The organism is Arthrobacter methylotrophus (assembly GCF_039539965.1).
GTDB classification, from domain to species: domain Bacteria; phylum Actinomycetota; class Actinomycetes; order Actinomycetales; family Micrococcaceae; genus Arthrobacter; species Arthrobacter methylotrophus.
Genome location: NZ_BAABED010000001.1, coordinates 4,234,863 through 4,260,394, shown reverse-complemented (window position 1 = coordinate 4,260,394; position 25,532 = coordinate 4,234,863). Strand labels below are relative to the sequence as shown.

The following is a 25,532-nucleotide window of genomic DNA, read 5'->3' as shown; positions in this document are numbered from 1 at the left end:
CAGGGGGTGGAGCAAAGGGACCTAGGCGCCGAACCGCCCGACGGCGACAAAGAGGGCCAGGACGCCAAGGGCGACGTTGACGATGACGGCCTGCTTCTCGCCACGCTTGAGGTGGGTGATGATGGCGCCGACCATCACGATGGCCAGGCCGGTGGCAGCAACCGGGACGAGGAAGGTGGCGATACCGCTGACGGCCGGAAGGATCAGGCCGAGGGCTGCGAGGACTTCGATTGAGCCGATGGCCTTCACTGCTCCGGAGCTGAAATCTTCGGTCCAGGCCAGACCGGACGTGGCGAGCTTTTCCTGCGGCTGGGCGATCTTCATCAGGCCCGCAGCCAGAAAGGCCAAGGCGAGGACGGAGGCGATGATCCAAAGGGTGATGTTCATGGTGGATTCCTCTTTGATGCGGGGGTGGGTGATGTTCGCGGCCGGAGAGTGCGTGGCTCCCGAAGTCACTTCAAGCTTGAACTAAACACTAATCATGAATTACTTCAATATGCAAGTGTTTTTTTGAAGAAGATACTTCACATCCAAAGTGATCCCTGTACTATTGCAGGCATGGAAAGGTCACGCATCGCGGAGGTTTCCGGTGACTCGGCCACTGCCCAGGCCGTGAGCGAGCCCCGATGGCTGAGCGAAGACGAACAGGCTGTTTGGATTGCGCTGGCCAGTATGGCCCTTCGGTTGCCGGGGGCGTTGGACGCACAGCTTCAGCGGGATGCCGGACTCAGCCACTTCGAGTACGCCGTGATGTCCGCGCTGTCGGAATCCCCGGAACGCACGCTGAGGATGAGCAAACTGGCTGTGATGGCCGAAGCCATGCTCCCGCGGCTGTCCCAAGTGGTGGCGAAGCTGGAAAAGCGCGGTTGGGTCCGCAGGGCCCAGGATCCGAGCGATGGCAGATACACCCTTGCCACCCTCACTGACGATGGTTGGAACAAGGTTGTCGCTAGCGCACCCGGCCATGTCGAAACCGTCCGCAGCCTCGTCTTCGACCCGCTGACCAAGGCCCAGCTGAAACAACTCCGCGAGATCAGCCGGCGCATCATGACCGCCATTGACCCGGACGACCGCTGCCTGCGCTAACACACACGCCGGTCTTGAATCGGCTGTCGCCGGCGCCATCCCACGCAGCGTTGTCGGTGACGTGTTGGAGCCGTCCCTGACGGCGTGGGCATGAGAAAACGCGCGGGGTTCACAAACATGGCCCGGAGTGTCTAGGGTGGGTGCATGGGAACACTGATTTTTGAATAGACCAGCGGGTCCTGGTTCGTCGCACATGCCGGGAACGGCACTGCAGACTCTTACCGGTGCCGCTGAGTTTGATACGACAAAAATCCATGCCTGTTGAGGCTTCGCCTCCGCGCCGTTCCTGTTGCTGCTGCTATTTGGACCCAGGGTCTCGCAGCGGACGTCGCAGTCCAGAAACCTCCTCCGGCAGAAAAGAGCTTAAGGAGCGCACTGTATGACAGCGAACACACCCGAAACCAACGTCGAGCCGGAACCTGCCACGCAGGAAACCGACGCCCCGGCTGCCGGTATCAAATCGAAACTGACTGACGCCCAAAAGGAAATGCTGGCCAGCAAGTCCCGTGGTGGTGCAGCGAACAGTTGGCAGAGCACCGGTAAAGGACACAAGCCCACGCAGGCCAGTGGCAAGCTGGCCAAGTCCGAGAAGAAGGTCCGCTGGTAGATCCTGGAGCCAAGCGGATCGCTCCCACCTAGTATGAAAATCCCTTCGTTTCACTGCAGAAAGGAAGAACAATGACTGCGAAGCATGTTGAGCAACAAATCAACTCCGAGGTTGCCAGCCATCTGGTCGAATCCATGGACACGGCGCCCTCGCCGGCTCCGGCAACAGTGTCCATGACCCTGGGCTCGACCCAAGGACCGGTCTGGCCAGATGCTAGCGCCAAGGCCAAGCACCCCAAGGATCGCGGCGCCAACCACGGCCGCGTGGGCCAGCAGGCGGCGGTCATCGCGGTCCACCGCACCAGCCGTCCTCAGCTGCCGCACTCTTCTTAGAGGTTACTCACCCCCCGCGCCAGCCCAACTGACTCGCACTTAACGTCGTTATGAGCCCTCTAAACGACGTTAAGTGCGAGTCAGTTGGGACGGGTTGCGCGCGCTGGGCTAGCCGCGCTCGACGTCGTCGGGGGACTTGTCCGGACGCCACCCGCGCCAGACCGGATGGCGCATTCTCTCGCTGCCTGTCCAGTCGCCGAAGGTCACTTCTCCCACGAGCTCCGGCGAAACCCAATGTGCGGTGGCCGCGTCTTCGGCCGGGATGTCGTGGAAGGGGGACTCCGGGCGATCGAGCCCCTGCAGGCGCTCCAGGATCTCGCGCAACTGCCAGTCCTTGAACCCGGTGCCTACCCGCCCCGCATAGCGCAACTTGTCGCCGTCGGGAATCCCCACAAGCAGCGCCCCGATGGTACCGAGCCTTGCCCCGGCGCCCGGGCGCCAGCCACCCACCACCACTTCCTGCATGCGCTCCAGCTTCAGCTTGATCCAGGACCTGCTACGCCGCCCCGGCTGGTACCGGCTATCCGCACGCTTGGCCATGACCCCCTCCAAGCCAAGCTCGGCGGCGCTGGCCAGGATGTCGTCGAGGTCATGCTTCAGGACCTCGGATATATGGATGGGGGAACCCTCAGCAGGCAGCCTGGCTTGGAACGCCGCCAGCCTGTCACGGCGCTCGCCGAGCGGCAGGGAGGTGAGGTCGGCACTGTCCCCTTTTGCGGCACTGCCGCGAGATCCGGCGTCGTACAGGAGATCGAAAAGCATCAACTGCACGGGGACCCCGGCCCGGGCGCGCTCGACGTCACCCGGCTTGAAGAGGTTCATCCGCTTCTGGAGCAACTCGAAGCTGGGCCGGCCGTTCTTGCCAAGTGCCACGATTTCACCGTCTGCCACGAAGTCGTGGTCCGGCCAGAAACGCGGATCCGACAGTTCGGGATACGTGGGTGTCATGTCGATTCCGGAGCGGCTCGTTAGCCTGATTTTGCCGCCCGAACCTGAAACGATGGTCCGGAATCCGTCCCACTTGAGCTCAAACAGCCAATCGCCTTCGGAGACGTCGGCTGCGGTCCCGGACGTCGCGAGAATGGGCGCGTAGCTGGGGGTCCCGTTCGACTGTGGCGCGCTCTCAGGCAACAGGACCGTTCGATGGCCCGGATTGTCCTTCATCAGATGGATCAGCCACTGCGATGGCGACTCTCCCGTGTGGATGAGTGCGAATCGACGGGTGCCGTGCAATCCGCCGCCGGGCTTGCCGGTGAGGGTGGCGATGACTTCCTTGCCGTCGCGCCATTTTTCGCACTCAAACTCGCCGCTGTCCCAAATGCTGACCGTTCCGGCGCCGTATTCGCCCTTGGGAATGATGCCCGCGAACTGCGCATACTCCATCGGGTGGTCTTCGGTCCGTACGGCCAGGTGGTTTTTGGCCGGAGTGTCCGGAACGCCCCGCGGCAAGGCCCAGGACGCCAGGACGCCATTGTGCTCCAAGCGGAAATCCAGGTGGAAACGGCGGGCGTGATGCTCCTGGATCACGAAGATCCCGCCCGGAGGGTGGGGCTCTGCGTCAGCCTGGACCGGACGCGATTCACGGTGTTCGACGGCGGGAAACGGCTCGGGCGTCTTCTGGGGGTCCCGCTTGTCCACGTAGCTGGCCAGCCGCGGGTTCACGACGGCGGTGCGCACGACGGCGGTGGCCGCGACGGCGGTGCCCCCGACGGCGGTGCTGGCGCGGGCAGAGCCGGGTGAGTCGCCGTCGTCGTTCTTGTTTCCGGACGTGGCAGAGCGCCTGGAATCGTTGCCTGCGGGCGCATGCCCCGATCGCGCGGCAGTCACTGCGGCGAAGGGGTCTTTCCCCTCTTTGACGCGCTTCATGACGGCAGTGAAGTCCAGGTGCTCAAGCTTGGGGGAAGCGAGTTCCCGCCAGGTTCTCGGTGCGGCGACCATCGGGTGGGCGCGTCCGCGAAGGGAATAGGGGACGATGGTGGTCTTGTTCCCGCTGTTCTGGCTCCAGTCCACCAAGACCTTGCCGTTGCGCAGGGTCTTCTTCATGTCGCTGACCACGAGGTCCGGATGGTCAGCCTCGAGCGAGCGTGCCAATTCGTGCGCGAACGCGGAGACCTGCTCCCATTTGCGGGTGCCATCCAGCCCCGCGTAGAGATGGATCCCTTTGCTGCCGCTCGTCACAGGGACGGGATCAAGGCCTATGTCCTGCAGGATGCTGCGCGCCAGCTTGGCGACTTCGACGCATTCCGGAAGACCGGTTCCGGGACCCGGATCAAGGTCCAGGACGAGGCGGTCCGGTGGCAGCATGGTTCCGTCGGCGTCCACTTGCCATTGCGGCACGTGAATTTCCAAGGCGGCGATCTGGGCTAGCCACGTCAGGGTGGCCAAGTTGTTGACTAGGGGGTAAACGTTGCTGTGGTCCCTGTGCTGAATGGTCACCCGGGGAACCCACGACGGCGTGGAGTCGTCCAGGTTCTTTTGGAAGAACATCTTCCCGGGCTCCTCCGTGGTCCCCACCCCGTGCACCCAGCGTTTGCGGGTGGCCGGTCGGTTGGCTGCGGCGGGGATGAGGAACGGGGCCACCGCGGCATAGTATTCGAGCACTTCTGCCTTGGTGGTGCCAGTCTCCGGGTACATGATTTTGCCTAGATTGGTGAGCGTCAGTTCATGACCTTCAACATTGACGCGTTCCTTTTGACTGGTTGCCACCTCTTCACCTCCGCCTTCTTGTGATGTTCACTTAGTGCATGAGGGCCATATGGAAGGGTTCTATCGCGTTTGGGCTGGTCAACGTACCCGTCAAGCTCTACAGTGCCACCGAGGACCACGACGTCAGTCTCCACCAAGTCCACAACAAGGACGGAGGCCGCATCCGCTACCAACGGAAGTGCGAAATCTGTGCCTCTGTTGTGGATTATGAGGATATCGACAAGGCCTACGAAGAGGAAGGCCGCACCGTGGTGCTGTCCGCGGCCGATTTGAAGTCGCTGCCCGCGGAGAACAGCCGCGAGATCGAAGTGGTGGAGTTCGTCCCTGCGGAGCAGTTGGACCCCATCATGTACGAGCGTCCCTACTACCTCGAACCGGACTCCAAGTCTCCCAAGGCCTACATGCTGCTTCTGCGCACCCTGCAGGACACCGAGCGCGTCGCCATTGTGCAGTACGCCCTCCGGCAGAAGACCAGGTTGGGCGCGCTGCGGGTACGTGGTGACGTGCTGATGCTGCAATCCCTGCTCTGGGACGACGAGGTCCGCGAGGCCAACTTCCCCTCGCTGGACACCGACGTCAAAATCTCGGACAAGGAGCTGGAGATGTCCTCGGCCCTCGTGGACTCCATGGCGCGTGACTTCGAGCCCGAGCAATACACCGACAACTACCAGGTTCAATTGCGCCAACTCATCGCCGCCAAACTCGAAAAGGGCGACTCCATCGACACCGAGGAGACGTTCGGCGTTTCTGCGAGCGAAGGCGAAGGTGGAGAAGTCATCGACCTCATGGAAGCGCTCAAACGCAGCCTCGACAAGAAGCGCGGCAAGGCGTCTACTGGTTCGTCCGTTGGTTCGGCCGCTGGTTCGGCCGCTGAGGAGTCCGACGACGCCGCTAGCGCCAAGGCGGCCAGCAAGCCCAGGGCGAGGGTCAAGAAAGCCTGACGCGCCGCCGTCGTGCGCCCCGCGAAGACTGGACATGCCCCGCGTGAGGAGGCAGGAGTGGACATGATGGGAATATGTCCGTTCCTTGGCACGAACACTGGACATGTCCCCCGGTCCCCCTGCGCGACACCACTGGACATGTCCCTCGTTGTCCCCGCGCGAAGACTGGACATGTCCCTCGTGCGAAGGCAGGAGTGGACATGAAGGGAATATGTCCGTTCCTTGGCCTGAGCGGAGGGCATGTCCAGTGGTGGTTCAGTGGTTCCTCAACGCCGAGATCAGCTCGGCCTTCTTCTTGCTTGAGTAGCCTGTGAGGCCCAGCTCCTTGGCGCGGGACTTCAGTTGGGCCACGGTCCAGTCCTCGTAGTCTCCCGAGGTGCCCCCGCGGCGGCCGATTTCCTTGCGGCCCTCTTTCGCAGCCGCATTGGAGATCCTGGCGGCCTTTTCCTTCGAGGCGCCGTCCTCCCGGAGAGTTTCGTAAAGTTCCGGATCTTTGAGGCTGGGGTTCTTCTTGTTTGGCATGAGTTCCTCCTGCGGTCCAGTCCCGGCTATGACGGAAGTTCCATCCGGAACCCGCAGCGGCACCGCAACACCTTCGTCGCCAGGTACACGTCGAGAAGATCCACCGCGGGGTCTTCGGTGGACATTGGTGCATACACGCTGTGGAATCCGGTTCCCGCGATCTTCATGGGTTCCCCGCAATGGATGTATTCACCGCCGAATTGAAGCACCCCTGATACCGTGCCGCGTTGGTTCAGGATCTCCGCCACGTCCCTGAAAGTCGAGGCATGGGCATAAAACGTATCGCATTCAACGCACGTGTAAGCGATATCCACGAGCTCTGCGGACGGCGGTTCCAGGGGCTCAATTGAATCTAGAATCACGTGCTCGTTGGTACCGCATTTGCCGCACCAGATTCGTTCCGCTCCTGGGCGCGGTGCGCCGCTGGGAACAACCGGGTCAGAGATAGTCGGCATTGACATCACTCCTTGAACCGAGAAGTGCGGCCCCCGCGCAGGGCGGGAGCCGCACTTCGAGCGGATTTAGTCCTTCTTGAAGGCGTCCTTTACTTTTTCCCCGGCCGCTTTCAGGTCGGCCTTGGTCTGATCCATCTTGCCTTCGGCTTCCAGCTTCCGGTCATCCGTCAGCTTTCCAGCCGTTTCCTTGGATTTGCCCGCAAGCTTTTCTCCGGCGTTCTGGATCTTGTCATCTGCACCCATGGACGTACTCCTTTTTGCTGGTAATGGATTGCTTCATTACGCCAAGCGGCGTGGGGACTGGCCGATGAGGGGCCAGCCGTCCTCGTCGGCTAAGTGCCGTTGCTTAGACGCCGTGCGACCTCCGGCCGGACATAAAGCTGAGAAGCCAGCCGATGGCCGCGACGATGAGGAGGACCACGCCGACCCAGAGGAGCCAGCTCACGGCTTGCGAGAAGCCGCCAACGAGCAGAAGGACGATTGCCACAACGCCTGCAATGATCAGAAGAGTGTTCACAGTCACACATTCCTTACTTGAGTGGGACCGCTGGCAAGCGCCCGGATCCCATGCGATGTATTCGGTTGTCGGTTCGCTTGCGAACCGTTGTTCCTCACCAGGCCCCCGGACCGCATGCGAGGTCCTGCTGGAGCGGATGCCGCCTCGTTTTCCGGAATTTTCATCCGGTACGGGCTGCCTCCGACTTCCTCCATGGTACTACTAAGGTCGCTTATCAAATCAAGTGCTAAGCACACTTAGCAAATTTTTTGGGTATCGTCGTAGGGTAGATGGAAGGTCTTGTGCTCGTTCCTGAAATGCATCAGACCCTATTGTCAGCAGTCGTCTTGGAGGGGAAACCGTGAAAGCATCGCAAACTCTTGCAGATAATCTTCAGCTTGTCCTGACGGATCTAATAGAACTCCAGCTCCAAGGAAAACAGGCCCACTGGAACATCGTGGGCGCCAATTTCCGGGACCTGCACCTCCAACTCGACGAACTCGTGGCAGCAGCTCGGGAGTTCGCCGACGAAACAGCCGAAAGGATGCGGGCGCTTCATGCCCTGCCCGATGGCCGGAGCAGCACGATCGCTGGCTCCACCAGGCTGGAACAGTTCCCGGCGGGACTAACCAAGACCAAGGACGCCGTGAAGCTGATCACCGACCGACTGGAGCGGACGGTCAAGACTATGCGCGATGTCCACGATGAGGTGGATGAGGAAGATCCCACGACGGCGGATCTGCTGCATGCGTTCATCGCCCGTTTGGAACAACTCGCCTGGATGATCAGTGCCGAGATCATGCCCGCCAGCGAACCCGTGGCCGATCCGCAGGAAGCCTAAGGGCCTAGAAACCTAGCGGCCCGCTATCTAGACAAAGTGTCAGGGCATGCCACGGCTCCGCCGCAGCAAACCCGGGATGCCCGGCATTTCCCGGACAAGGTCGGGCCGCGGATTTAGCTACCACCGCCCGGACGGATCCCTTATCGCGGGTGGGGATCGCAAGCGCCTTGATGCGCTGGCGATCCCTCCGGCGTGGGCGGATGTCTGGATATGTCCCTTTGAGAACGGGCATATCCAGGCAATGGGGGTGGACGACGCCGGCCGGAGCCAATACATCTACCACCCGGAGTGGCGGGCCCGTCAGGACACTGAAAAGTTCACCCGGGCTGCGCGGCTCGGCACTGTCCTGCCCAAGGCGCGCCGCTTGGCATCACGACACTTGAGAGAGTCACCCTCGGAAAAGACCAGGGCCCTGGCCGCGGCAGTGCGGCTCATGGATCTCGGGGCGTTGCGCGTTGGATCAGATGGCTACACGCGCCGCAACGGCTCGTATGGCCTCACCACGTTGAGGTGCAAGCACGTGCAGGTCACCGGAGACGTGGTGTCCTTGGATTTCCCGGGAAAGAGCGGCCAAGCATGGGAATCAAGTATCGAGGACGCTGCGCTGGCCCGATTCCTCGAACCCGTGGCCAGCAGGGCTGCAAAGGAGCCGCTGCTGGTCTTTCATGAACGTGGCAACCGGGTCTCCTTGAACGCCACGATGGTCAACGAATATCTTCGTCACATCACGGGCGGCAACTACACGGCCAAGGACTTCCGGACGTGGAAAGGCACAGTGGCTGCCGGCATGGCGTTGGCAGGCGAATCTGAAGTGCCTGCCCGCCGTCGAATCCTTGAAGCCATCAAGCAAACTGCCGAACTGCTTGGCAACACCCCAACGGTGGCGAGGGCCGCCTACATAGATCCGCGCCTCGTCGACGGGTTCCTGGCCGGCGATCTCGCTCATCTCAGGGCCACGGAGCGGGATATCGCGGCCTACTGGGCGTCTTTGCCCTGAACATTTGCCCTGAACATTTGCCCTGAAAAGCAAGGAGCATGCTCCCCGTAGGCTGCGAGGGATGGACATAGTAGGAATATGTCCATCCCTCGCAGCCAGGAGGGGGCATGCTCGGTGGGTTATTCGGCGTCGTGGTCTGTCTCGAGGATCTTCACGAGACGGTCCAGTGCTTCGTCGGCGCCGGCGCCCTCGGCACGGAGCACCACGACGTCGCCGAATGAAGCTCCCAGGCTCATGAGGGAGAGAATGCTGGCGGCGTCCATGGCGTCGTCGATGGGCTCGCCTTCGCGGGCGATGGTGACCTCGAGGTCAAGCTCGCCGGCGGCCTCGGCGAAGATGGCTGCCGGGCGGGCGTGCAGGCCGACGCGGCTGGCGATGGTGGCGGTACGTTCGGACATTGTTGCTCCTTCGATTGTGGGCTTGGGAAAAGTCTAGAGGCGCGCCGTCCCGTTGACGGTGGCGTCAGGCCGCGACGACGGCCGGAACGCGTTCTGCCTCGACGGGCTTCCGGACTGCCCAGCGCTTGAGGGCGAGCAGGACCAGCGCGGTAATCACGGCGCCGACCGCGATCGAGATGATGAACATCGCCAGGTTTCCGATGGCGAAGAAGACGAAGATGCCGCCGTGCGGGGCCTGAGAGGTCACGCCTGCAGCCATGCACAGTGCGCCGGTCACGGCACCACCGACCATGCTCGCGGGGATGACCCGGAACGGGTCGGCCGCCGCGAACGGAATGGCACCTTCGGAGATGAATGAGGCGCCCAGCAACCATGCAGCCTTGCCGTTTTCGCGCTCAGCCAGACTGAAGACCTTCTTGTTCAGGGTGGTGGCGAGAGCCATTGCCAGCGGCGGGACCATGCCTGCTGCCATGACGGCAGCCATGATCTGAAGCGGTGCCGGGTTGGCCAAGCTGCCAGCGCCCAGGCCGGCAACGGCGAAGGAGTACGCAACCTTGTTGACCGGGCCGCCCAGGTCGAAGCACATCATGAGCCCCAGGATGATGCCGAGAACGACGGCGGACGCGCCGGTCATGCCGGTGAGCCAGGTGTTGAGCTGGGTGGTCACCCATGCGATGGGGCCGCCGAGAACCAAGAACATGAGGCCCGAAGCGACGATTGAAGCCAAAAGCGGGATGATCACCACCGGCATGAGTCCACGCAACCAGCGCGGAACGCTAAACGTACCGATCCAGTGTGCCGTGAGACCGGCCAGCAGACCGCCCACCAGGCCGCCCAGGAAGCCTGCGCCCATGAATCCGGCAACAGCACCGGCCACGAAGCCGGGGGCAATGCCGGGCCGGTCCGCGATGCCGAAGGCAATGTATCCGGCCAGGGCAGGGACCAGGAAGCCAAGCGAGAGGCCACCGATCTTGAAGGCAACGGTACCCAGGTACAGGGCGAGGTTGCCGTCGGGAAGGTTGAGCAGCGTGTTGTGGGCCAAGATGTCATTGGCCTTTGTCCCTAGAGCAATGTCGTAACCGGCCAGCAGGAAGCCCAAGGCGATGAGGAGGCCGCCGCCAGCGACGAACGGGATCATGTAGCTGACGCCGGTCAGGAGGACCTTCTTGACCTTCGTGCCGAGGTGCTCGCTGGCAGCCTCTGACGCCTGTTCGGCGCTCTCTTCGGCGCCGAAGTGCGGAACCCGGTGGGCGTGCGGGTCGGAGGCGGCAGCGATGGCTTCCTGGACCATCTTGGCCGGCTCGTCGATGCCGCGCTTCACGGGTGCGTTGATGACGGGCTTGCCGGCGAAGCGCTCCTTGCCACGGACGTCGACGTCTACCGCGAAGATCACGGCATCAGCAGCCGCGATGACTGCCGGGTCCAGTGCGGTGAAGCCTCCCGAGCCCTGGGTTTCCACCTGCAGGTCGACCCCGGCTTCCTTGCCCGCAGCCACGAGTGAATCGGCCGCCATGTACGTGTGGGCAATGCCGGTGGGGCAAGCCGTGACGGCGACAATACGCTTCGGCCTGGCAGAAGCGGCACGGGCCGAAACCGGCGCGGCCTCGGCGGCGGGCGCTGCTGCCGATTCTGCGGCGTGCGCGGCCGGCTTGTCGGCCAGCGCGCCGTCAACCAAGTCAACGATGTCCTGCTCAGAGGCCGCTGCGCGCAGCCCTGCAGTGAAGTCCTTCTTGATGAGGGAACGGGCCAGCTTGGAGAGCAGTTTCAGGTGCTCCTGGTCCGCTCCTTCCGGGGCTGCAATGAAGAAGATGATGTCCGCGGGACCGTCCTTGGCGCCGAAGTCCACTTTGCGCGAAAGCCGGGCCATTGCCAGGGTCGGCTCGATCACGGCAGCGGAGCGGCAGTGCGGGATGGCAATCCCGCCGGGCACGCCCGTGGCAGTCTTCTGCTCGCGGGCGAAGGCGTCCGCGAAGAGCCCTTCAACCTCGGAGGCGCGACCGGCTGCGGCAACTTTGCCTGCCAGGAAGCGGATGACATCGGCGGGAGAATCGCCGAGGTTCTGGTCAAGGGTGACCAGTTGGGGGGTGATGAGCTGGGTCACTGTTAGTCCTTCTGAAGGGCCGTGATGGTCACGGCGTCGGGAGTTGTTTGGGATACCGCCGGGACAGTGGAGCCCGGCAGCGAAGCAGCGGCGGCACCATGTGCCACAGCCTGACGAAGGCAGTCCTGCGCGGATCCGCCGTTGGTGGCGGCCAGCAGATAGCCAGCAAGGGACGAATCGCCGGCACCAACGGTGCTGACGGCTTGGATCGGCGGATGCGTGGCGAACCACGCGCCGTCGGCGGTTACCAGGACGGCGCCCTTGGAACCGAGTGTTGCAAGTACTGCACCCACACCGCTGCCGACGACGGCGGCGGCTGCCTGGGCGGCAAGGACCGGGTCCGCTTCCAGTTCGTCAGCCGTGTGGACGTCTGTTAAGCCGGCTGCGGCAGCCAGTTCGGCAAGTTCTTCCGCGTTCGGCTTCAGGAGATCGGGCTTGCCGCTGATGCCGTTGGAATCGCCACGGATGGCGGCAGCAAGCGGGGCGCCGGAGGAGTCGATCGCGATAAGTGGCGGTCTGCCGTTTGCTGGATTGTTGTTCTTGGAACGGAGCCGGCGGGCGATCGTGGCGTAGAAATCTGCTGGAACTCCTGGTGGGAGAGAACCGGCAAGAACCACCCAGCTCGCGCCACGGGAGCGGTCCAGCAGCAGCCCGATCAGGGCTTCCTGCTCGTCCAGGCTCAACTCCGGGCCGGGTTCGTTGATCTTGGTGGTGACGCCATCCGGTTCGGTGAGCGTCACATTGCTGCGCAACGGCTCACTGATGGGAAGCGCTGCGTAGGGGACGCCGTCGTCGAGCAGTCCCGCGAGGACGGGATCGGAATCCCCGCCCGGCAGGACGGCGACGGTGTCCAAGCCCGAGGCGACCAGTGCCCGGGAGACATTGACGCCCTTGCCGCCGGAGTGTTGGTGGACAGCGACGGCGCGTTGCACCTCGCCGCGGGCCAAGGGGGCCGGGAGCTCCACGGTGCGGTCCAGGCTCGGGTTGGCGGTCAGGGTGACGATCATGCGACCACCACGTCGACGCCGGCCTCGGCCAAAGCGGCGGAGAGCTCCTCAGAGGGTTCGTGGTCAGTAATCACGGTGTCCACATCTTTCAGGGCAGCGAACTGGACGAGGGTTTCCGCGTCCAGCTTGGAAGAGTCCACGAGGACGACGACGCGCCGTGCGGACGTGACGAAGGCGGCCTTGACGGCGGCTTCTTCGGGGTCAGGAGTGCTGAGCCCGAATGTGGCGTGGATACCGTTGGCGCCGACGAAGGCAACGTCCGGGCGGAGCCGGGAAGCGGCGTCGACCGTGGACTGCCCGACGGCGGCTTGGGTTAGCCCGCGGACGCGTCCGCCCAAGATCTGGAGGGCGATGTTCGGGTTGCCGGAGAGCCGCCCGGCGATGGGGATGGCGTGGGTAATGACCACTAGTTCTTCACGCGGGCCATTCCCGTTGGAGGACGCCGCGTGTTGGGCCGTGCGCTGGTCCAGCAGGCGGGCGAGCGCCTCGGTGGTGGAGCCGGCGTCGATCAGGATGCTGCCGGCCGCGTTCGCGGGGATGAGGGCAAGGGCTGCCTCGGCGATGCGGAGCTTTTCCGGTTGGCGCTGGACAGCACGTTCAACCACGCTTTCCTCGCGGGTGCTGAGGCGGTCCGAGGGGACCGCCCCGCCGTGCACGCGGCGGAGGCTGCCGGCGGATTCGAGGGCGGCGAGGTCACGGCGGACAGTCTCCGTGGTGATGCTGAACCGGTCCGCGAGGTCTGTGACATTGACCCGTCCAAGCTCGGCGACGAGCTCGGAAATCAGTTGTTGGCGCTCCTCAGCAAACACATACCCTCCATCGCGTACAAGCTGTCGGTGCATCAGTGACTGTGGTCACATGATGTGGAATTGCTTGACTCTATCTTTGTTCATGTTGGTCTGTCAACAGAAAACAACATAAACAAAGATTTGGGTGTGTGGGATGGGTTTGAGGGGTGTTTGGAGAGCGCGTTTGTGGCTGGGTGGGTCGGGGCGCGGCCGATTCTGCTGGATCATTGGACAGTGGCTTTGCGTCGGCCCCGGAATGACGGGGCACGCGGGCCTGGGGGCCGGAATGATCCAGCAGAATCTATCGTGGATGACCAGCGCGACGTTGCGCCGGCCGGGATGGCGACATTGGACCGGTCCGACGAAGGGCGGGTTAGCCCCGGAGGGGGTAGTCGAAGAAGGGGCTGGATGTCCTTCGCCGGACCGGAAGGTGCCCTACGGCCATTCGATTTCCCGCGGAGCGGGGTACTCGATGGGGAGGTTGTCCGGGTCGGGAGGATCGGGCAATCGGGACTGCCGCGTCGAATCCGCTTCCTTCCGATGCTTGTTGTTCTGTTCGCTTAGCTCATCGGGCTCTTGCCGACGGCCGTCTTCGGGGTGGTGTTTGTATGCACTTTCGAGCTTCATATTGCTTCCTTTGGGTAATGCTGCACGGCGTGGCTAGGCAGGTAATTCCAACTCGAACCCACAACTGCATCTCAGGGTCCTGGTGTGTAGGAACGCTTTCTGGGGAGAGCTGCGCGATCGCGGCCGGCCGGACGGCGGTATTTCGACGCTTCGCAGTGCGGTTTCCACCTCCCTGAGGGGCTCGCTGCAGTGGAAATAGTGGGTTCCGAACTCCAAGAGGCCATCCTGAATCCCCCGACGATTCAGGATGGCCCCCGCCTGCTGGACGGTAGCTGGATGGCTGTAGGAACGCCCGCAGGAGGTACATGTGTAGAACACGGCGAGTTGCTGCGAAGGACGCGGAGCCGTGGCCTGGATGGATTCGATGACCAGATGCTCGTCTGTGCCACAACCGCTACACCACAGAGGAACGGCATGGGGTTCATGCGATTCGTGGGGTACCGGGGATTCGGAGAGGGCCGACATCGACTAGATCCGAACCGGTATCGGGCAATTGCTCATGGGGCAGTACCTTCACCTTGAGTGACGGCGCCCGGCTGCTTGAGCGAAAAGGCCGAAGACCCGGCCGTGGTCCGGCCTGCGCGGACTTAGAAGAATTGTCCAACGCACCTTCCACGTGCGCAACCCCGGCGGAGGGTGTGTCCACGTGGCGGACGCAGGATTGGGAAGCCTTTTTCCTCCATTACGGCCCCGTGTTGCTCGTAGACTGAGCCATGGACGAAATGAGCCAAAACGCCTCCGTAGTGGAGCAACTCCAGGATTTGGTTATCGACAGCGAGGATGTGAGTGGCTTCCTCGAAGACCTTGCGGTGTTCGCGGCGTCATCGCTGTCAGCCTCGCGCGGCCAGGACGTCCTGTGCGGGGTCACGTTGAGCCGGCGCCGCAGATCAATGACGGTCGCCGGAAGCAGCCACGAGGCCCGCCTCATCGACGAGGTGCAGCAAGCATACGGAGACGGACCGTGCTTGGAGGCCATGAGAAGCGGGAGGCCGGTCCTGGTTTCGGACACGTCGGCGGACTCGCGGTGGCTTGAATACTGCTCCACTATCGCCGAACGCGGGCACTTGGCCGTGCTCTGCGTGCCCCTGCGCCTGGAGGAGGGCGCGACCGGGGCGATCAACCTGTTCGCCCCGCAGCGGGATGCTTTCGATGAGGCCTCCATCCGTAGCTGCGAGCAATTCGGGAGCCAAGCAGAAAAGGCCTTGAGGCTGGCGGTTCGGATCGGTGCCACGCGACAACGCGCGGAAGACCTCGAGCAGGCCATGCGTTCCCGGACGGCCATTGATCTGGCAACCGGCGTCATTATGGGCCAGAACAGGTGCAGCCAGGAAGAAGCAATCAGGATTCTGACCAAGGCCTCCAACGGCAGGAACCAGAAGCTCCGGGATGTCGCGGAATCCCTGCTCCGATCCTTGACCAACGAGGAGCCAGTCTCGCACTTCCAGGCTTAAGCGACTGCGCTAGCCGCGCTCCGCGATTCTTTTGACGCTTTCCACCAGGCTGTCCCACATGCCCTTCGAATGTGCCGCCTCTTCGGAGCTGGCGTTGTTGTCCTGGGTCAGCGTCAGTTTGGTCATTCCGCCTTCAGGCTCGAGCGTCCACGTCAGCGTGTGGTAATTCCCGGGAGTGTCTTCCTGGCCGGATAACGGGCTGAAATGGGTGTTTACCAGCCGCTTCCCGGGCTCGAATTCCAGGATGGTGCCCTTGTCTTCGTACTCCTTGCCTTGCCAAGTACCGCGCCAAGCGATGGACCCGCCAACCGTCCAGTCGGTGACAACCTCGGTTCCGAACATGAACTCCTTGATGGCTTGGGGATCGGTGAGCACTGACCACACCCGATCTGCGTTTGCGTGAATCGTGATGGTTGAACCCGCAACGAAGTTGCCCGTCATGCTCTTCCCCTTTGTCTGCTGCCCTGCGCCCTGAACCGGCGCAACAGAGTCTACGCCCGGGACGGACGGCGCGGGCTGGCGCGAGGGTTCAGGAGCGCTGGGGCGGCTTCATCCCAGGTGAACGATGGGCGTGTCGCCGTCGGACCCCGTGAATTTCTTGCGGTCGATGGTGATGAGAAGGAGGGCGATCGGGGTGATCAGGATCGCGATGCCCGCGGCCCAGAGGAAGACGGCTGCATAGCCTGTGGAGAGGGCGGCCAGCGAGCCTCCGCCGCCCGCGGCGACGGCGATGGTGCTGAACAAGGCGATTCCGAGGGAACCGCCGATTTGCTGCGAGGCATTGACCAGGGCGCTCGCGACGCCGGAATCGTCCTTGTTCACACCGAACAGGGCGAGGTTTTGCATCGGCACGAACACCATACCCAGCCCGGCACCCAGGAGAAGCAGGGCGGGCAGTACGTTGACGAGGTAGCTGCCGGCGGCGCTGACCTGCGTGAGCCACAGCATTGCGGCCGCAATGAAGACCGGCCCCGCCGCCGTCGGGATTTTCGCGCCGAGTTTCGGCAGGTTCTTCGCGACGAGCCCTGCGGTGATGATCAAGACCACCGTCATGGGCAGGGAAGCAAGGCCGGCGAGGAAGGGCGCGAAGCCAAGCACAATCTGGATATAGAAGTTGATGAAGAGGATGCCGCCGATGAGTACCGCGCCGGACAGGAAGGAGGCCAGGAAGGCGGCTCCGCGGTTCCGCTCGGTGGCGACGGGCAGCGGCAGAAGCGGATGTTTGACCTTCCGCTCGACGACGACGAAGAGCACCATCAGCGCGACGCCCACTGCAATGAAGCCCCAGGCCTCGGGGGCTCCCCAGCCGTCCTCTGCGTTGGTGAATCCATAGACAAGGGATCCGAGTCCAAGGGCAGCGAGGACGACGCCGGGCCAGTCATATTTGGTGGAGCCGTGGGCCTTGCTCTCCCGTACGAGGGACCACACGCCGACGAGGGCGATAATCGCGATGGGCACGTTGACAAAGAAGCACCAGCGCCAGGTCACGTGTTCCGTCAGGAAGCCACCCAGAAGAACGCCGACGGCGGCCCCGACGCCGGTGATGGAGCCGAAGATCGCGAACGCGGTGCCGCGGTCTTTTCCACTGGGAAAGGCCACTGTCAGCAAGGCCAGTGCTGCTGGAGCCAAGAGCGCCGCGAACAGGCCCTGTAGGGCGCGGGCGCCGATCAGCTCCCACGGTTGCTGGGCGATACCGCCGAGCAGGGATGCGAGCGAAAAGCCTACTGCGGCCAGGCTGAATGTCCGCTTGCGGCCCCAGAAATCGGCGATCCGACCGCCGAGCAGCAGGAAGGCGCCGAAGGCCAGCGCGTAGGCCGTGATCACCCAGGAACGTGTCGCGTCACTGATGCCCATCTCTATCTGGAGGCGTGGCAGTGCCAGATTCACGATAGTGCCGTCCAAAACCACCATGAACTGGGCGAGCGCCAGGAACACCAACGCCCACCAACGGTGGTGCCTGCTTCGTTGTTTCGTCCTTGCAACTGCCAACTGTGCTGCCATAGTCGCGCCTGCTCCTCAAAGTAGTAATACTTATAAAAGTATAAGTATTAATCTTGTCTTCCGAGGGCAGTTATTGGGCGTGATATTGCTTACTCGGGCTCCGCGAGGATGGAGGCGAGGCGCTGCAGGGCTGGGAGGCTTGCGGCAATTTGCTTGCGCTCCTCGGGCAGTAGCCGGGAACTTGCCGAGGCAAGGACCTCCGCCCAGGAACCTTCAAGAAGTGCCTTGATCCGCTGGGATTCCGCTGTGGGATGGAGCGCCACGTAGCGCTTGTCTGCCGCGTCTCGGGCCCGGGTAACGAGGCCCGCGGCCACGAGCTCACGGAGCTGGACGCTGACGTTGCTGAACTGCCGCCCGAGGCGCGAGGCGACTTCCGCAACGGTGATGCCCGGGTGGCTTTCGATGACCCGCAGGATTTCCAGGACGCCGTTCGACAGCGGCCTGACGCCTGTCTCATTGTGGGATTTCCGGCGGACATCGGAGGAAATGTCGATCATCGAGACTGCCAAGGCCCGGTGGTCCACCGTCTTGGCCGCCCCTTCGTCCGCACCAACACTTTGCATTTCATAAGCATAGGCGTCTCCCCGGAAGCGTCCCATAGGCTCGTCCCATGGAAACTGTGGTCTGGTCCAAACCGGAAAATGAGCGTGCCGGAACGCCGCTCCTGGTGATGATGCACGGATATGGCACGGACGAGCAACGAATGGTGGATCTCTTTCCCCGGCTTCCACGGGAATTCACGTGCGCCGCCCTCCGGGGGCCGATGACGATCGGTGACCACTACGGTTGGTTCCTGCTGGACTACTTCCTCGCCAACGATTTTGCGGAGGTCATCACGGCCACCAACAAGGTCTTTGCCTGGATTGACTCAGTCAAACGCAATCACAGCAGTGTGAGCCTCCTGGGCTACTCCCAGGGCATGGCCATGGCCAGCACCCTCTTGCGACTCCGTCCCGAAGGCTTCAAAGCGACCGCGGGCCTTTCCGGGTTCGTCCTGGAAAACGAGTTGTTGACGCTCAGTGAATCCTTCGATTCGCCACCGCCGTTCTTCTGGGGCAGGGACAAGGCCGATCCCGTGATCTTCAGGGATGCCATTGATCACACCGGCGAATGGCTCAACAAGAACACGGCCCTCACAGCGCGAACGTATCCTGGCATGGGCCACCGGATCGAGGCCCGGGAACTGGCCGATGTCAGCGCTTTTTTGCGGTTTTACGTCCTCCGCTAAAGTGAGGCGCATGTCACATTCGACGGTACTGGAATACAACTCTTGATTGCCAAAATTGTAAACGCTTACACTCTTCTTCGGCGGTGCAAGGAAGTGTCGTCAAATCCAGAAGATGAAAGGGTTGAGGCTGTGTTGAATGGTTAGGGCTCACCGCGCGACAATCCAGGACGTTGCAGTCCTCTCGGGCTTGTCGATATGCACAGTTTCCCGCGCACTGCGGAACCTGCCGAACGTGTCCGAGAAAGCGCAAGTGAAAGTGGCCGACGCCGCCGCAAAGCTTGGTTACAAAGCATCGTCCGCAGCAGCCCGCTTGGCCGGCGGAAGTACCGGTTCCATCGCGATCATCGCCCCGACCGCCACGGCGTGGTTCTTTGCCCAGGCCGTTGAAGCAGCCGAGGAAGTCTTCGGAGACAGCGGTTTCGACACTGTTTTGATCAGCATGCGCGGCAAGGCGAGCGTCAAACGGAAGATCTTCGGCGACCTCCTCGGCTTGTCCCAACGCGTCGATGGCGTCCTGCTTCTCAACGTCGATTTGAGCGAATCCGAGGTCTCCCTCCTGGCTGCGTCCGGTCTTGCAGTTGCGAGCGTGGGGATGACTTCCGTACCGTGGGACAACGTAGGGATTGACGACGAACTCGCGGCGTGGCAGGCCACCTCCCACCTCTTGGGGCTGGGCCATTGGGATTTGGCCGTGCTTTCCGGCCGCGAAACCCAGGAGAATTCCGTGCTGACCTCCAGCGACCGCCTCAAAGGATTCGGCCGGGCATTGAAAGACCATCACTTGACCGTGCATCCGGACCTTGTCATTAGCTCGGATTCCACCATCGACGGCGGTCGTAAAGCCATGAACGAACTCATTGCCCACAGGAGCCTTCCGACCGCTGTCTTCGCCGACTGTGACGAGGCGGCCTTCGGGGCCTTGATGGCCATGCGCGAGCATGGCTTGGCCGCCCCAAAAAATATCTCCGTGATTGGAATCGATGACCACCCCATGAGTTGGTTCCTTGGCCTGAGCACTGTGGCACAGCCAGTGGCGGACCAGGGTGCCTTCGCCGCCAACCTCCTGGTTGACCGGCTCCAGAACGCTGATGCCCCCAACGAACCCTCCAACCACTTCCTCGACACCAAGCTCATTGAACGCAAAACGACGCGCCGCCAGCGCTGAACGGAACGCTGCACACCATGACTGACAGCCAAACAATCCAGAAAACTGCCTGGACGGGCGCTACCGCGCTCCTTTTCGACCTCGACGGCGTGCTGACGCCCACCGCCGTCGTGCACGAACGAGCCTGGCAGGAGCTGTTCGACGGCTACCTGGCTGAATCCGGCCATCCGGACGGCTACCAGGAAAGCGACTACTTCGACCATATCGACGGCAAGCCGCGCTTCGACGGTGTGCGGGATTTCCTCACTTCCCGTGGAATCACGCTGCCGGAAGGACCCACCGACGACGATCCAGCCAACGCGAGCGTGCAGGGCCTGGGCAACCGCAAGAACCTGATCTTCAACGAGATCGTGGATTCGCGCGGCGTCGAGCCCTACGCCGGTTCCCTCCGCTTCATCCACGCCGCCTTGGAGCTGGGGCTGAAGCTCGCTGTCGTATCCTCTTCCCGCAACGCACCCGCAGTCCTGAAGGCGGCCGGACTGGATGGCTACTTCCCGGTGGTAGTGGATGGCCAGGTGGCCGCCGCCGTCGGGCTTCCCGGTAAGCCGGATCCCGCCACGTTCCGCTATGCCGCCAAGTTGCTCGACGTTCCCGCCGCGGGATGCGTCGTCGTCGAGGACGCCGTGTCCGGCGTGCAGGCCGGCAGTGCCGGGAACTTCCGCGCGGTCATCGGGGTGGACCGCGGGGCGGGCCACCAGACCCTGCTCGACGCCGGGGCAACCTTCGTGGTCGACGACCTCGACGATCTTCTCTAACTACGCCGTTTCACCAGAAACAGAAGGAACCCAACATTCCATGGCACTTATCAGCTCCGACCGGCTGCGCTTCCCGTGCGAACCGTGGAAGCTCGTGGAGAGCATCCACGTTCCCGGTGACGCCGGTACGCTCGAAACTCTCTTCAGCCTTGGCAACGGCCATTTGGGCATCCGCGGCGCCCACTGGGCCGGGGCGGACGCCGAACTTCCCGGTACGTTCATCAACGGTTTCCACGAAACGTGGGACATCAAGCACGCCGAGAACGCTTATGGCTTTGCACGCACCGGACAGAGGATCGTCTACATCCCCGATGCCAACAACTTCAATGTAGTCATCGACGGCGAGCAGTTGAGCCTCGCCGAGTCTGCGGTGCAGAACTATCGCCGCAGCATTGACTTCGCCACGGGCGTGTACGAATGCGCGATCACCTGGGAATGCCGCTCGGGTGCCACCGTCACGACGGTGGAGCGCCGCGCCGTCGGGATCGAATCCAGGGGTTCCCTTGGCATCGAACTGAGCCTCACAGCCGATCGGCTGGTGTCTGTGGACATCACGTCCCTGGTGATCAACAGGCAGGACCAGCCTGTGGAGGACCACTCGGCCCACGATCCCCGCCGCTCGGGCCGCCACGCCGGCAGGGTGCTGCTCCCGCTCCACCTCCAAGGTTCCGACGGATCCCTGCGAATGGCTTGGGAAACCGCGGAATCCCGGCAGCGCATCGGCATGGCAGTGGACCACTGGATTTCCGCTGAAGGCCAACCCTTCGAAACCGTGGTGGGGGAGGACGAGTCCACGGTCCGCTACGTCATGGCAGTCAATGAGGGCGAGACGTTCCGCCTGGAGAAGAACGTCAGCTACGTCGTCAACAGCGCCGACGTGAGCGCAACGGACCCCGGCGAGATCCTGGCATCACACGCCGAGCTCGGGCTCGTGCCGTTCAGTGCCATCCTCGCCGAAGGTGAAGCGCATTACCGTAACTACTGGTCATCCGCGGACATCACTATTGGCGGCCAGCCCGAACAGCAACAGGCCGTGCGCTGGAGCCTGTTCCAGCTAGCCCAGGCCACCGCGCGTGCCGGTGTCGCGGGCATCCCGGCCAAGGGGGTCAGCGGCTCCGGCTACGAGGGCCACTACTTCTGGGACCAGGAGGTGTACCTGCTGCCGTACCTGACGTACACCAACCCGGCCGCCGCCCGCCAGGTGCTGGAATCCCGCCACGCCATGCTTCCCGATGCCCGGATCCGGGCCAAGGAGCTGAGCGTGGACGGAGCTCTTTTCCCGTGGCGCACCATCAACGGGCTTGAGGCAAGTGCGTACTACGCCGCCGGCACCGCGCAGTTCCACATCGCTGCCGCCATCTCCTTCGCCGCCAACCGCTACCAGTGGGCCAGTGGCGATGGCAGCTTCCGTTCCGAGGTGGGCGCGGATCTGCTGATCGAGACGGCGCGTATGTGGGCCTCGCTGGGCTTCTTCGGTAAAGACGGGATGTTCCACATCCACGGCGTCACCGGCCCGGACGAATACACGGCCGTGGTCAACGACAACCTCTACACCAACGTCATGGCGCGCTTTAATCTGCGCGCCGCCGCGGCCTTGGAACATCCGGACGTCCCGGAAACCGAGCGGATGGTGTGGCAACAGGCCGCCGCGCGCATGTCCCTTCCCTACGATCCGGACATGGAGATCTACAGCCAGGACAACGACTTCATGACCCTGGAGCCGTGGGACTGGTCCACGCCGCGGTCCAAGTACCCGCTCCTGCTTCATTTCCACCCGCTGGTGATCTACCGGCACCAAGTCCTCAAGCAGGCGGACACGGTGCTGGCGATGTTCCTCCAGTGGCAGGACTTCACGGCCGAGGAAAAGCAGCGCGCCTTCGACTTCTACGATCCCATCACCACTGGCGATTCCACCTTGTCCGCATGCGTGCAGGGCATCATGGCGGCCGAGGTGGGCTACTCCGACGTCGCGCTCAAGCACTTCACCGAAGCCTTGTTCATCGACCTGGACAACACGCACAACAACACCGTTGATGGCGTGCACATCGCGTCCACGGGCGGCATCTGGAGTTCCTTGGTGTGCGGTTTCGCGGGCATGCGGGACCAGGGCCAGGTCCTCCACTTCGACCCGCGGCTGCCGGCAGAGTGGGACAGCTTGTCGTTCCGGCTCACGATCCGCGGGCGGCTGTTGTCCGTCGAACTACGGCCAGGATCCATCAGCCTTGCGCTGGTTGCGGATTCAGCGCCCGACGCCGGTGCGCAGCCTTTGGAGGGCACGGCGCCTTTGGAGGGTGCGGAGCCTTTGGAGCTCAGCGTGCGCGGGGAACGGATCGTCGTCGGCGTCGAGGCAGTTACCGTGCAGCTCGACACAGTGCCGGTTCCCGAACCGTCGGTCTTCCCGAGCCTCTTCCCGACAGCGGGACTCCCGGTGATCGGCAACGTGCGCATCTGATCCCAACGGCTTGCTACGCGGGACGAGGACGGGCAACCTCGTCCCGCGGAACCTGCTCCAGCAGGAAATCCTCGATGGCGTCGTAACTGCCGTTCTGAGCGTCCAGAACGGCAGTTACGTGGGCCCTCAGTACGGCAGCGTTGTTTGGCTGCGGTGGACCAGCTCGCTTCTGGTAGATTGTCGCAAAATGACGGTGATCCATGCCGTCGGGGCAATTGGGGGTCTCGTTGGGCGTGCGTGGATTAAAGTTCTTGGCTGTTTTCGGTGTCCTGCTTGGACTACTCGCCTCGATAGGGGTTTCGGCCCGCCCGGCGTCTGCTCGCGTTCCCGAGAATTCCCCGGCATCTGCTGGGATGCGCGGTCCAACTGGACCGGTTGACCCTGGCACATTTGTCTCCCTTTCACCGTTCCGAGCCCTGGATACGCGTGGCGGTTCGCCTGCGGGTGCTGATGCGCCTTTGTCGTTTCAGGTGGGCGGTGTGTCGGGGATCCCGGCGAGTGTTTCGGCTGTGGTGTTCAATCTGACGGTGACGGGGCCTCAGTCGTTCGGGTTCGTGAGTGCGTTTGCTTCCGGGACGGAGCGTCCGAATGCGTCGAATGTGAATTTTGGTGTGGGTCAGACGGTGGCGAACTCGGTGACGGTGCCGGTGGGGGCTGACGGGAAGGTGACGTTGTTCAACCGTTCTGCCGGAACATCCCACCTGATTGCCGACGTTTCTGGCTATTACCTGTCGGGGGCTCCGGTGGTTCCGGGTGCGTTTGCGCCGTTGGCTCCTTCGCGGATGCTGGATACGCGTGGCGGTTCGCCTGCGGGTGCTGATGCGCCTTTGTCGTTTCAGGTGGGCGGTGTGTCGGGGATCCCGGCGAGTGTTTCGGCTGTGGTGTTCAATCTGACGGTGACGGGGCCTCAGTCGTTCGGGTTCGTGAGTGCGTTTGCTTCCGGGACGGAGCGTCCGAATGCGTCGAATGTGAATTTTGGTGTGGGTCAGACGGTGGCGAACTCGGTGACGGTGCCGGTGGGGGCTGACGGGAAGGTGACGTTGTTCAACCGTTCTGCCGGAACATCCCACCTGATTGCGGACGTTTCTGGCTATTACCTGTCGGGGGCTCCGGTGGTTCCGGGTGCGTTTGCGCCGTTGGCTCCTTCGCGGATGCTGGATACGCGTGGCGGTTCGCCTGCGGGTGCTGATGCGCCTTTGTCGTTTCAGGTGGGCGGTGTGTCGGGGATCCCGGCGAGTGTTTCGGCTGTGGTGTTCAATCTGACGGTGACGGGGCCTCAGTCGTTCGGGTTCGTGAGTGCGTTTGCTTCCGGGACGGAGCGTCCGAATGCGTCGAATGTGAATTTTGGTGTGGGTCAGACGGTGGCGAACTCGGTGACGGTGCCGGTGGGGGCTGACGGGAAGGTGACGTTGTTCAACCGTTCTGCCGGAACATCCCACCTGATTGCCGACGTCTCGGGCTACTTTATGGGGAAGCTATTGCCGCCGGAGACGCCGGTCATCACGCCGCCGACGAGCATTACGACCATCACCGGAACCAATACCGGTACGGTCAATGGCGGAGGGACTGTTGGTGTGGGGCAATACGATTTCAGCATTAGTGAGCCGGGCACGTATCCGGCCCGGGGTTTCGCATACGCGGTAAGTGACGCGCCCGGACCTACGTCACTGCCGGTCACGCTCAGTTGCGATACGCCTCGGGTCCGCGAATTCGTGGTGGTTTGTCCGGCCGAGGGGCGGAAGGCAACGGTGACGGTGGGGCCCGCCGACCGCTTTACTTCTTTGAAGGTGTGGGCCTTCGACTACGTCGGCAATGTCAGCTATCCAGCGTCCTACGAGTTCAGGGTGACAAACACCGTGCCCGTGCCCGCTACAGTGCTCCCGATCACTGCACCAAGTGGCGGAAGTTGGGTTCCCGTTGCCATCCAAGCCAATGGGACGCCCTATGCGACGGAGTCCTGTGAGGGAGATGCAAGCGCGGGCTACCCGGGGAGCCCTACGGGTAACGCCCTACAACTTAACGGCCTTCCCGGCCAGTTCGGGGAGACGCTGTCGCCTGCCGTGAACACAGCGGAGAGCTTCAGCGTCTCAGGGTGGTTCTGCCCCACCAATCCGGCGCCGGGCGGAAACGCCATCCAGTCGCTGATAGCGCAGCTCTCCGACACCGGAGACCTGGCTGCGGCGGTACGGTTGAGTGCGCAAGGACAGCCTGAACTGGATACTTGGACAACAGGCGGCACCCTCGATCAGGTCCAGATACTGACAGGACAGACATCAAACCAGTGGTTTTTTCTGACCGCGGTCTATGACAAGGTCAACCAGCAATTGCGCATGACCGCAAGCTCCGCTGGCTACTCAGGGACCTGGACCACGGTCGCCGCGACACAAACCCACCTTCCCTCCACGACCCAGCCCATCCGTCTGGGGGAGGGGTTCACCGGTCAGATTCTCAATCTGGTCATGACCCAAGGCATACTCACCAGGGAGCAGTTCAGCTGGGTTCAAAAACAATTCGGCCCCAGCACTCAAGGCATTCTAAGATGAGCAACCTCCCGAACCTGCCGCACGTTTTGAAGG

The 25,532-nt window shown here is 62.9% G+C and carries 28 protein-coding genes; 12 read left to right on the top strand and 16 right to left on the bottom strand.

Annotation, left to right across the window (positions count from 1 at the left end; genetic code table 11):
- Window positions 1–21: 21 nt before the first annotated feature.
- Complete coding sequence (locus ABD884_RS21965; RefSeq protein ID WP_345051891.1) at window positions 22–456, bottom strand: DoxX family protein; 435 nt, start codon at window positions 454–456, stop codon at window positions 22–24.
- Window positions 457–558: 102 nt separating this feature from the next.
- Between ABD884_RS21965 and ABD884_RS21960 the strand changes: the two genes are divergently transcribed.
- From ABD884_RS21960 to ABD884_RS21950, 3 genes are all read left to right on the top strand, one after another.
- Window positions 559–1,086, top strand: a complete 528-nt coding sequence (locus ABD884_RS21960) for a MarR family winged helix-turn-helix transcriptional regulator (RefSeq protein ID WP_345051888.1) — start codon at window positions 559–561, stop codon at window positions 1,084–1,086.
- A gap of 379 nt (window positions 1,087–1,465) precedes the next feature.
- Entirely contained in the window at window positions 1,466–1,693 is a 228-nt protein-coding gene (locus tag ABD884_RS21955) for a hypothetical protein (protein ID WP_345051883.1), read from the top strand.
- A gap of 71 nt (window positions 1,694–1,764) precedes the next feature.
- Window positions 1,765–2,025, top strand: a complete 261-nt coding sequence (locus tag ABD884_RS21950) for a hypothetical protein (RefSeq protein WP_345051878.1) — start codon at window positions 1,765–1,767, stop codon at window positions 2,023–2,025.
- Between the two features lie 108 nt (window positions 2,026–2,133).
- Here the strand turns inward: ABD884_RS21950 and ABD884_RS21945 are convergent, their stop codons facing one another.
- On the bottom strand, window positions 2,134–4,731 hold the full coding sequence (locus ABD884_RS21945) for an ATP-dependent DNA ligase (protein WP_345051874.1): 2,598 nt from the start codon (window positions 4,729–4,731) through the stop codon (window positions 2,134–2,136).
- A 38-nt stretch (window positions 4,732–4,769) separates the two neighbouring features.
- On the opposite strand from ABD884_RS21945, the gene ku reads away from it, so the two are divergent.
- Window positions 4,770–5,672, top strand: a complete 903-nt coding sequence (gene ku / locus ABD884_RS21940) for a non-homologous end joining protein Ku (protein ID WP_345051871.1) — start codon at window positions 4,770–4,772, stop codon at window positions 5,670–5,672.
- A gap of 255 nt (window positions 5,673–5,927) precedes the next feature.
- Here ku and ABD884_RS21935 read toward each other — a convergent pair whose 3' ends face one another.
- The 4 genes from ABD884_RS21935 to ABD884_RS21920 all read right to left on the bottom strand — a co-directional run bounded on the left by ABD884_RS21935 (window position 5,928) and on the right by ABD884_RS21920 (window position 7,166).
- Window positions 5,928–6,194: a DUF7218 family protein gene (locus ABD884_RS21935; protein WP_345051866.1), complete on the bottom strand. Its 267-nt coding sequence runs from the start codon at window positions 6,192–6,194 to the stop codon at window positions 5,928–5,930.
- A 26-nt stretch (window positions 6,195–6,220) separates the two neighbouring features.
- Window positions 6,221–6,649, bottom strand: coding sequence for a hypothetical protein (locus ABD884_RS21930; RefSeq protein WP_345051862.1), 429 nt, complete (start codon window positions 6,647–6,649; stop codon window positions 6,221–6,223).
- Between the two features lie 66 nt (window positions 6,650–6,715).
- Window positions 6,716–6,892, bottom strand: a complete 177-nt coding sequence (locus ABD884_RS21925; protein ID WP_035741405.1) for a CsbD family protein — start codon at window positions 6,890–6,892, stop codon at window positions 6,716–6,718.
- Window positions 6,893–6,995: 103 nt separating this feature from the next.
- On the bottom strand, window positions 6,996–7,166 hold the full coding sequence (locus tag ABD884_RS21920) for a DUF2207 domain-containing protein (protein WP_139359614.1): 171 nt from the start codon (window positions 7,164–7,166) through the stop codon (window positions 6,996–6,998).
- A 340-nt stretch (window positions 7,167–7,506) separates the two neighbouring features.
- On the opposite strand from ABD884_RS21920, the gene ABD884_RS21915 reads away from it, so the two are divergent.
- A complete protein-coding gene (locus tag ABD884_RS21915) occupies window positions 7,507–7,986 on the top strand; it encodes a Dps family protein (protein ID WP_345051857.1) in 480 nt (159 codons plus the stop codon).
- A 46-nt stretch (window positions 7,987–8,032) separates the two neighbouring features.
- Window positions 8,033–8,983 carry a DNA topoisomerase IB gene (locus ABD884_RS21910; protein WP_345051853.1) on the top strand — a complete coding sequence of 317 codons (951 nt, stop codon included), beginning with the start codon at window positions 8,033–8,035 and terminating at the stop codon, window positions 8,981–8,983.
- Between the two features lie 119 nt (window positions 8,984–9,102).
- On the opposite strand, the gene ABD884_RS21905 is transcribed toward ABD884_RS21910, so the two are convergent.
- The 6 genes from ABD884_RS21905 to ABD884_RS21880 all read right to left on the bottom strand — a co-directional run bounded on the left by ABD884_RS21905 (window position 9,103) and on the right by ABD884_RS21880 (window position 14,369).
- Window positions 9,103–9,381 carry an HPr family phosphocarrier protein gene (locus ABD884_RS21905; protein ID WP_028265598.1) on the bottom strand — a complete coding sequence of 93 codons (279 nt, stop codon included), beginning with the start codon at window positions 9,379–9,381 and terminating at the stop codon, window positions 9,103–9,105.
- A 64-nt stretch (window positions 9,382–9,445) separates the two neighbouring features.
- Window positions 9,446–11,482, bottom strand: coding sequence for a PTS fructose transporter subunit IIABC (locus tag ABD884_RS21900; protein ID WP_345051846.1), 2,037 nt, complete (start codon window positions 11,480–11,482; stop codon window positions 9,446–9,448).
- A gap of 2 nt (window positions 11,483–11,484) precedes the next feature.
- Window positions 11,485–12,489: a 1-phosphofructokinase family hexose kinase gene (locus ABD884_RS21895; protein ID WP_345051840.1), complete on the bottom strand. Its 1,005-nt coding sequence runs from the start codon at window positions 12,487–12,489 to the stop codon at window positions 11,485–11,487.
- On the bottom strand, window positions 12,486–13,298 hold the full coding sequence (locus tag ABD884_RS21890; protein WP_345051836.1) for a DeoR/GlpR family DNA-binding transcription regulator: 813 nt from the start codon (window positions 13,296–13,298) through the stop codon (window positions 12,486–12,488). Before ABD884_RS21890 ends, ABD884_RS21895 begins: the two co-directional genes overlap by 4 nt.
- A gap of 414 nt (window positions 13,299–13,712) precedes the next feature.
- Entirely contained in the window at window positions 13,713–13,904 is a 192-nt protein-coding gene (locus ABD884_RS21885; RefSeq protein WP_345051833.1) for a hypothetical protein, read from the bottom strand.
- 33 nt (window positions 13,905–13,937) lie between these two features.
- The gene (locus tag ABD884_RS21880; RefSeq protein ID WP_345051830.1) at window positions 13,938–14,369 is read right to left on the bottom strand and encodes a hypothetical protein; all 432 of its coding nucleotides are present in this window, start codon (window positions 14,367–14,369) and stop codon (window positions 13,938–13,940) included.
- Window positions 14,370–14,617: 248 nt separating this feature from the next.
- Between ABD884_RS21880 and ABD884_RS21875 the strand changes: the two genes are divergently transcribed.
- Window positions 14,618–15,355 (top strand): GAF and ANTAR domain-containing protein, encoded by a 738-nt coding sequence (locus ABD884_RS21875; protein WP_345051827.1) that lies wholly within the window; start codon window positions 14,618–14,620, stop codon window positions 15,353–15,355.
- Between the two features lie 9 nt (window positions 15,356–15,364).
- On the opposite strand, the gene ABD884_RS21870 is transcribed toward ABD884_RS21875, so the two are convergent.
- The 3 genes from ABD884_RS21870 to ABD884_RS21860 all read right to left on the bottom strand — a co-directional run bounded on the left by ABD884_RS21870 (window position 15,365) and on the right by ABD884_RS21860 (window position 17,955).
- A complete protein-coding gene (locus ABD884_RS21870; protein ID WP_345051824.1) occupies window positions 15,365–15,796 on the bottom strand; it encodes an SRPBCC domain-containing protein in 432 nt (143 codons plus the stop codon).
- Window positions 15,797–15,904: 108 nt separating this feature from the next.
- A complete protein-coding gene (locus tag ABD884_RS21865; protein ID WP_345051820.1) occupies window positions 15,905–17,356 on the bottom strand; it encodes an MFS transporter in 1,452 nt (483 codons plus the stop codon).
- Window positions 17,357–17,445: 89 nt separating this feature from the next.
- Entirely contained in the window at window positions 17,446–17,955 is a 510-nt protein-coding gene (locus ABD884_RS21860) for a MarR family winged helix-turn-helix transcriptional regulator (RefSeq protein ID WP_345051816.1), read from the bottom strand.
- An 11-nt stretch (window positions 17,956–17,966) separates the two neighbouring features.
- Here ABD884_RS21860 and ABD884_RS21855 point away from each other — a divergent pair, with 11 nt between their 5' ends.
- The 4 genes from ABD884_RS21855 (at window position 17,967) to ABD884_RS21840 (ending at window position 22,956) form a co-directional block, all read left to right on the top strand.
- The gene (locus ABD884_RS21855) at window positions 17,967–18,584 is read left to right on the top strand and encodes an alpha/beta hydrolase (protein WP_345051813.1); all 618 of its coding nucleotides are present in this window, start codon (window positions 17,967–17,969) and stop codon (window positions 18,582–18,584) included.
- Window positions 18,585–18,720: 136 nt separating this feature from the next.
- Window positions 18,721–19,749 carry a LacI family DNA-binding transcriptional regulator gene (locus ABD884_RS21850; protein ID WP_345051810.1) on the top strand — a complete coding sequence of 343 codons (1,029 nt, stop codon included), beginning with the start codon at window positions 18,721–18,723 and terminating at the stop codon, window positions 19,747–19,749.
- 17 nt (window positions 19,750–19,766) lie between these two features.
- Window positions 19,767–20,504 carry an HAD family hydrolase gene (locus ABD884_RS21845; protein WP_345051806.1) on the top strand — a complete coding sequence of 246 codons (738 nt, stop codon included), beginning with the start codon at window positions 19,767–19,769 and terminating at the stop codon, window positions 20,502–20,504.
- Between the two features lie 40 nt (window positions 20,505–20,544).
- A complete protein-coding gene (locus ABD884_RS21840; protein ID WP_345051802.1) occupies window positions 20,545–22,956 on the top strand; it encodes a glycoside hydrolase family 65 protein in 2,412 nt (803 codons plus the stop codon).
- A 13-nt stretch (window positions 22,957–22,969) separates the two neighbouring features.
- On the opposite strand, the gene ABD884_RS21835 is transcribed toward ABD884_RS21840, so the two are convergent.
- Window positions 22,970–23,344 (bottom strand): hypothetical protein, encoded by a 375-nt coding sequence (locus tag ABD884_RS21835; RefSeq protein WP_345051799.1) that lies wholly within the window; start codon window positions 23,342–23,344, stop codon window positions 22,970–22,972.
- A gap of 829 nt (window positions 23,345–24,173) precedes the next feature.
- Here ABD884_RS21835 and ABD884_RS21830 point away from each other — a divergent pair.
- Window positions 24,174–25,499, top strand: coding sequence for a hypothetical protein (locus tag ABD884_RS21830; protein ID WP_345051796.1), 1,326 nt, complete (start codon window positions 24,174–24,176; stop codon window positions 25,497–25,499).
- Window positions 25,500–25,532: the final 33 nt, after the last annotated feature.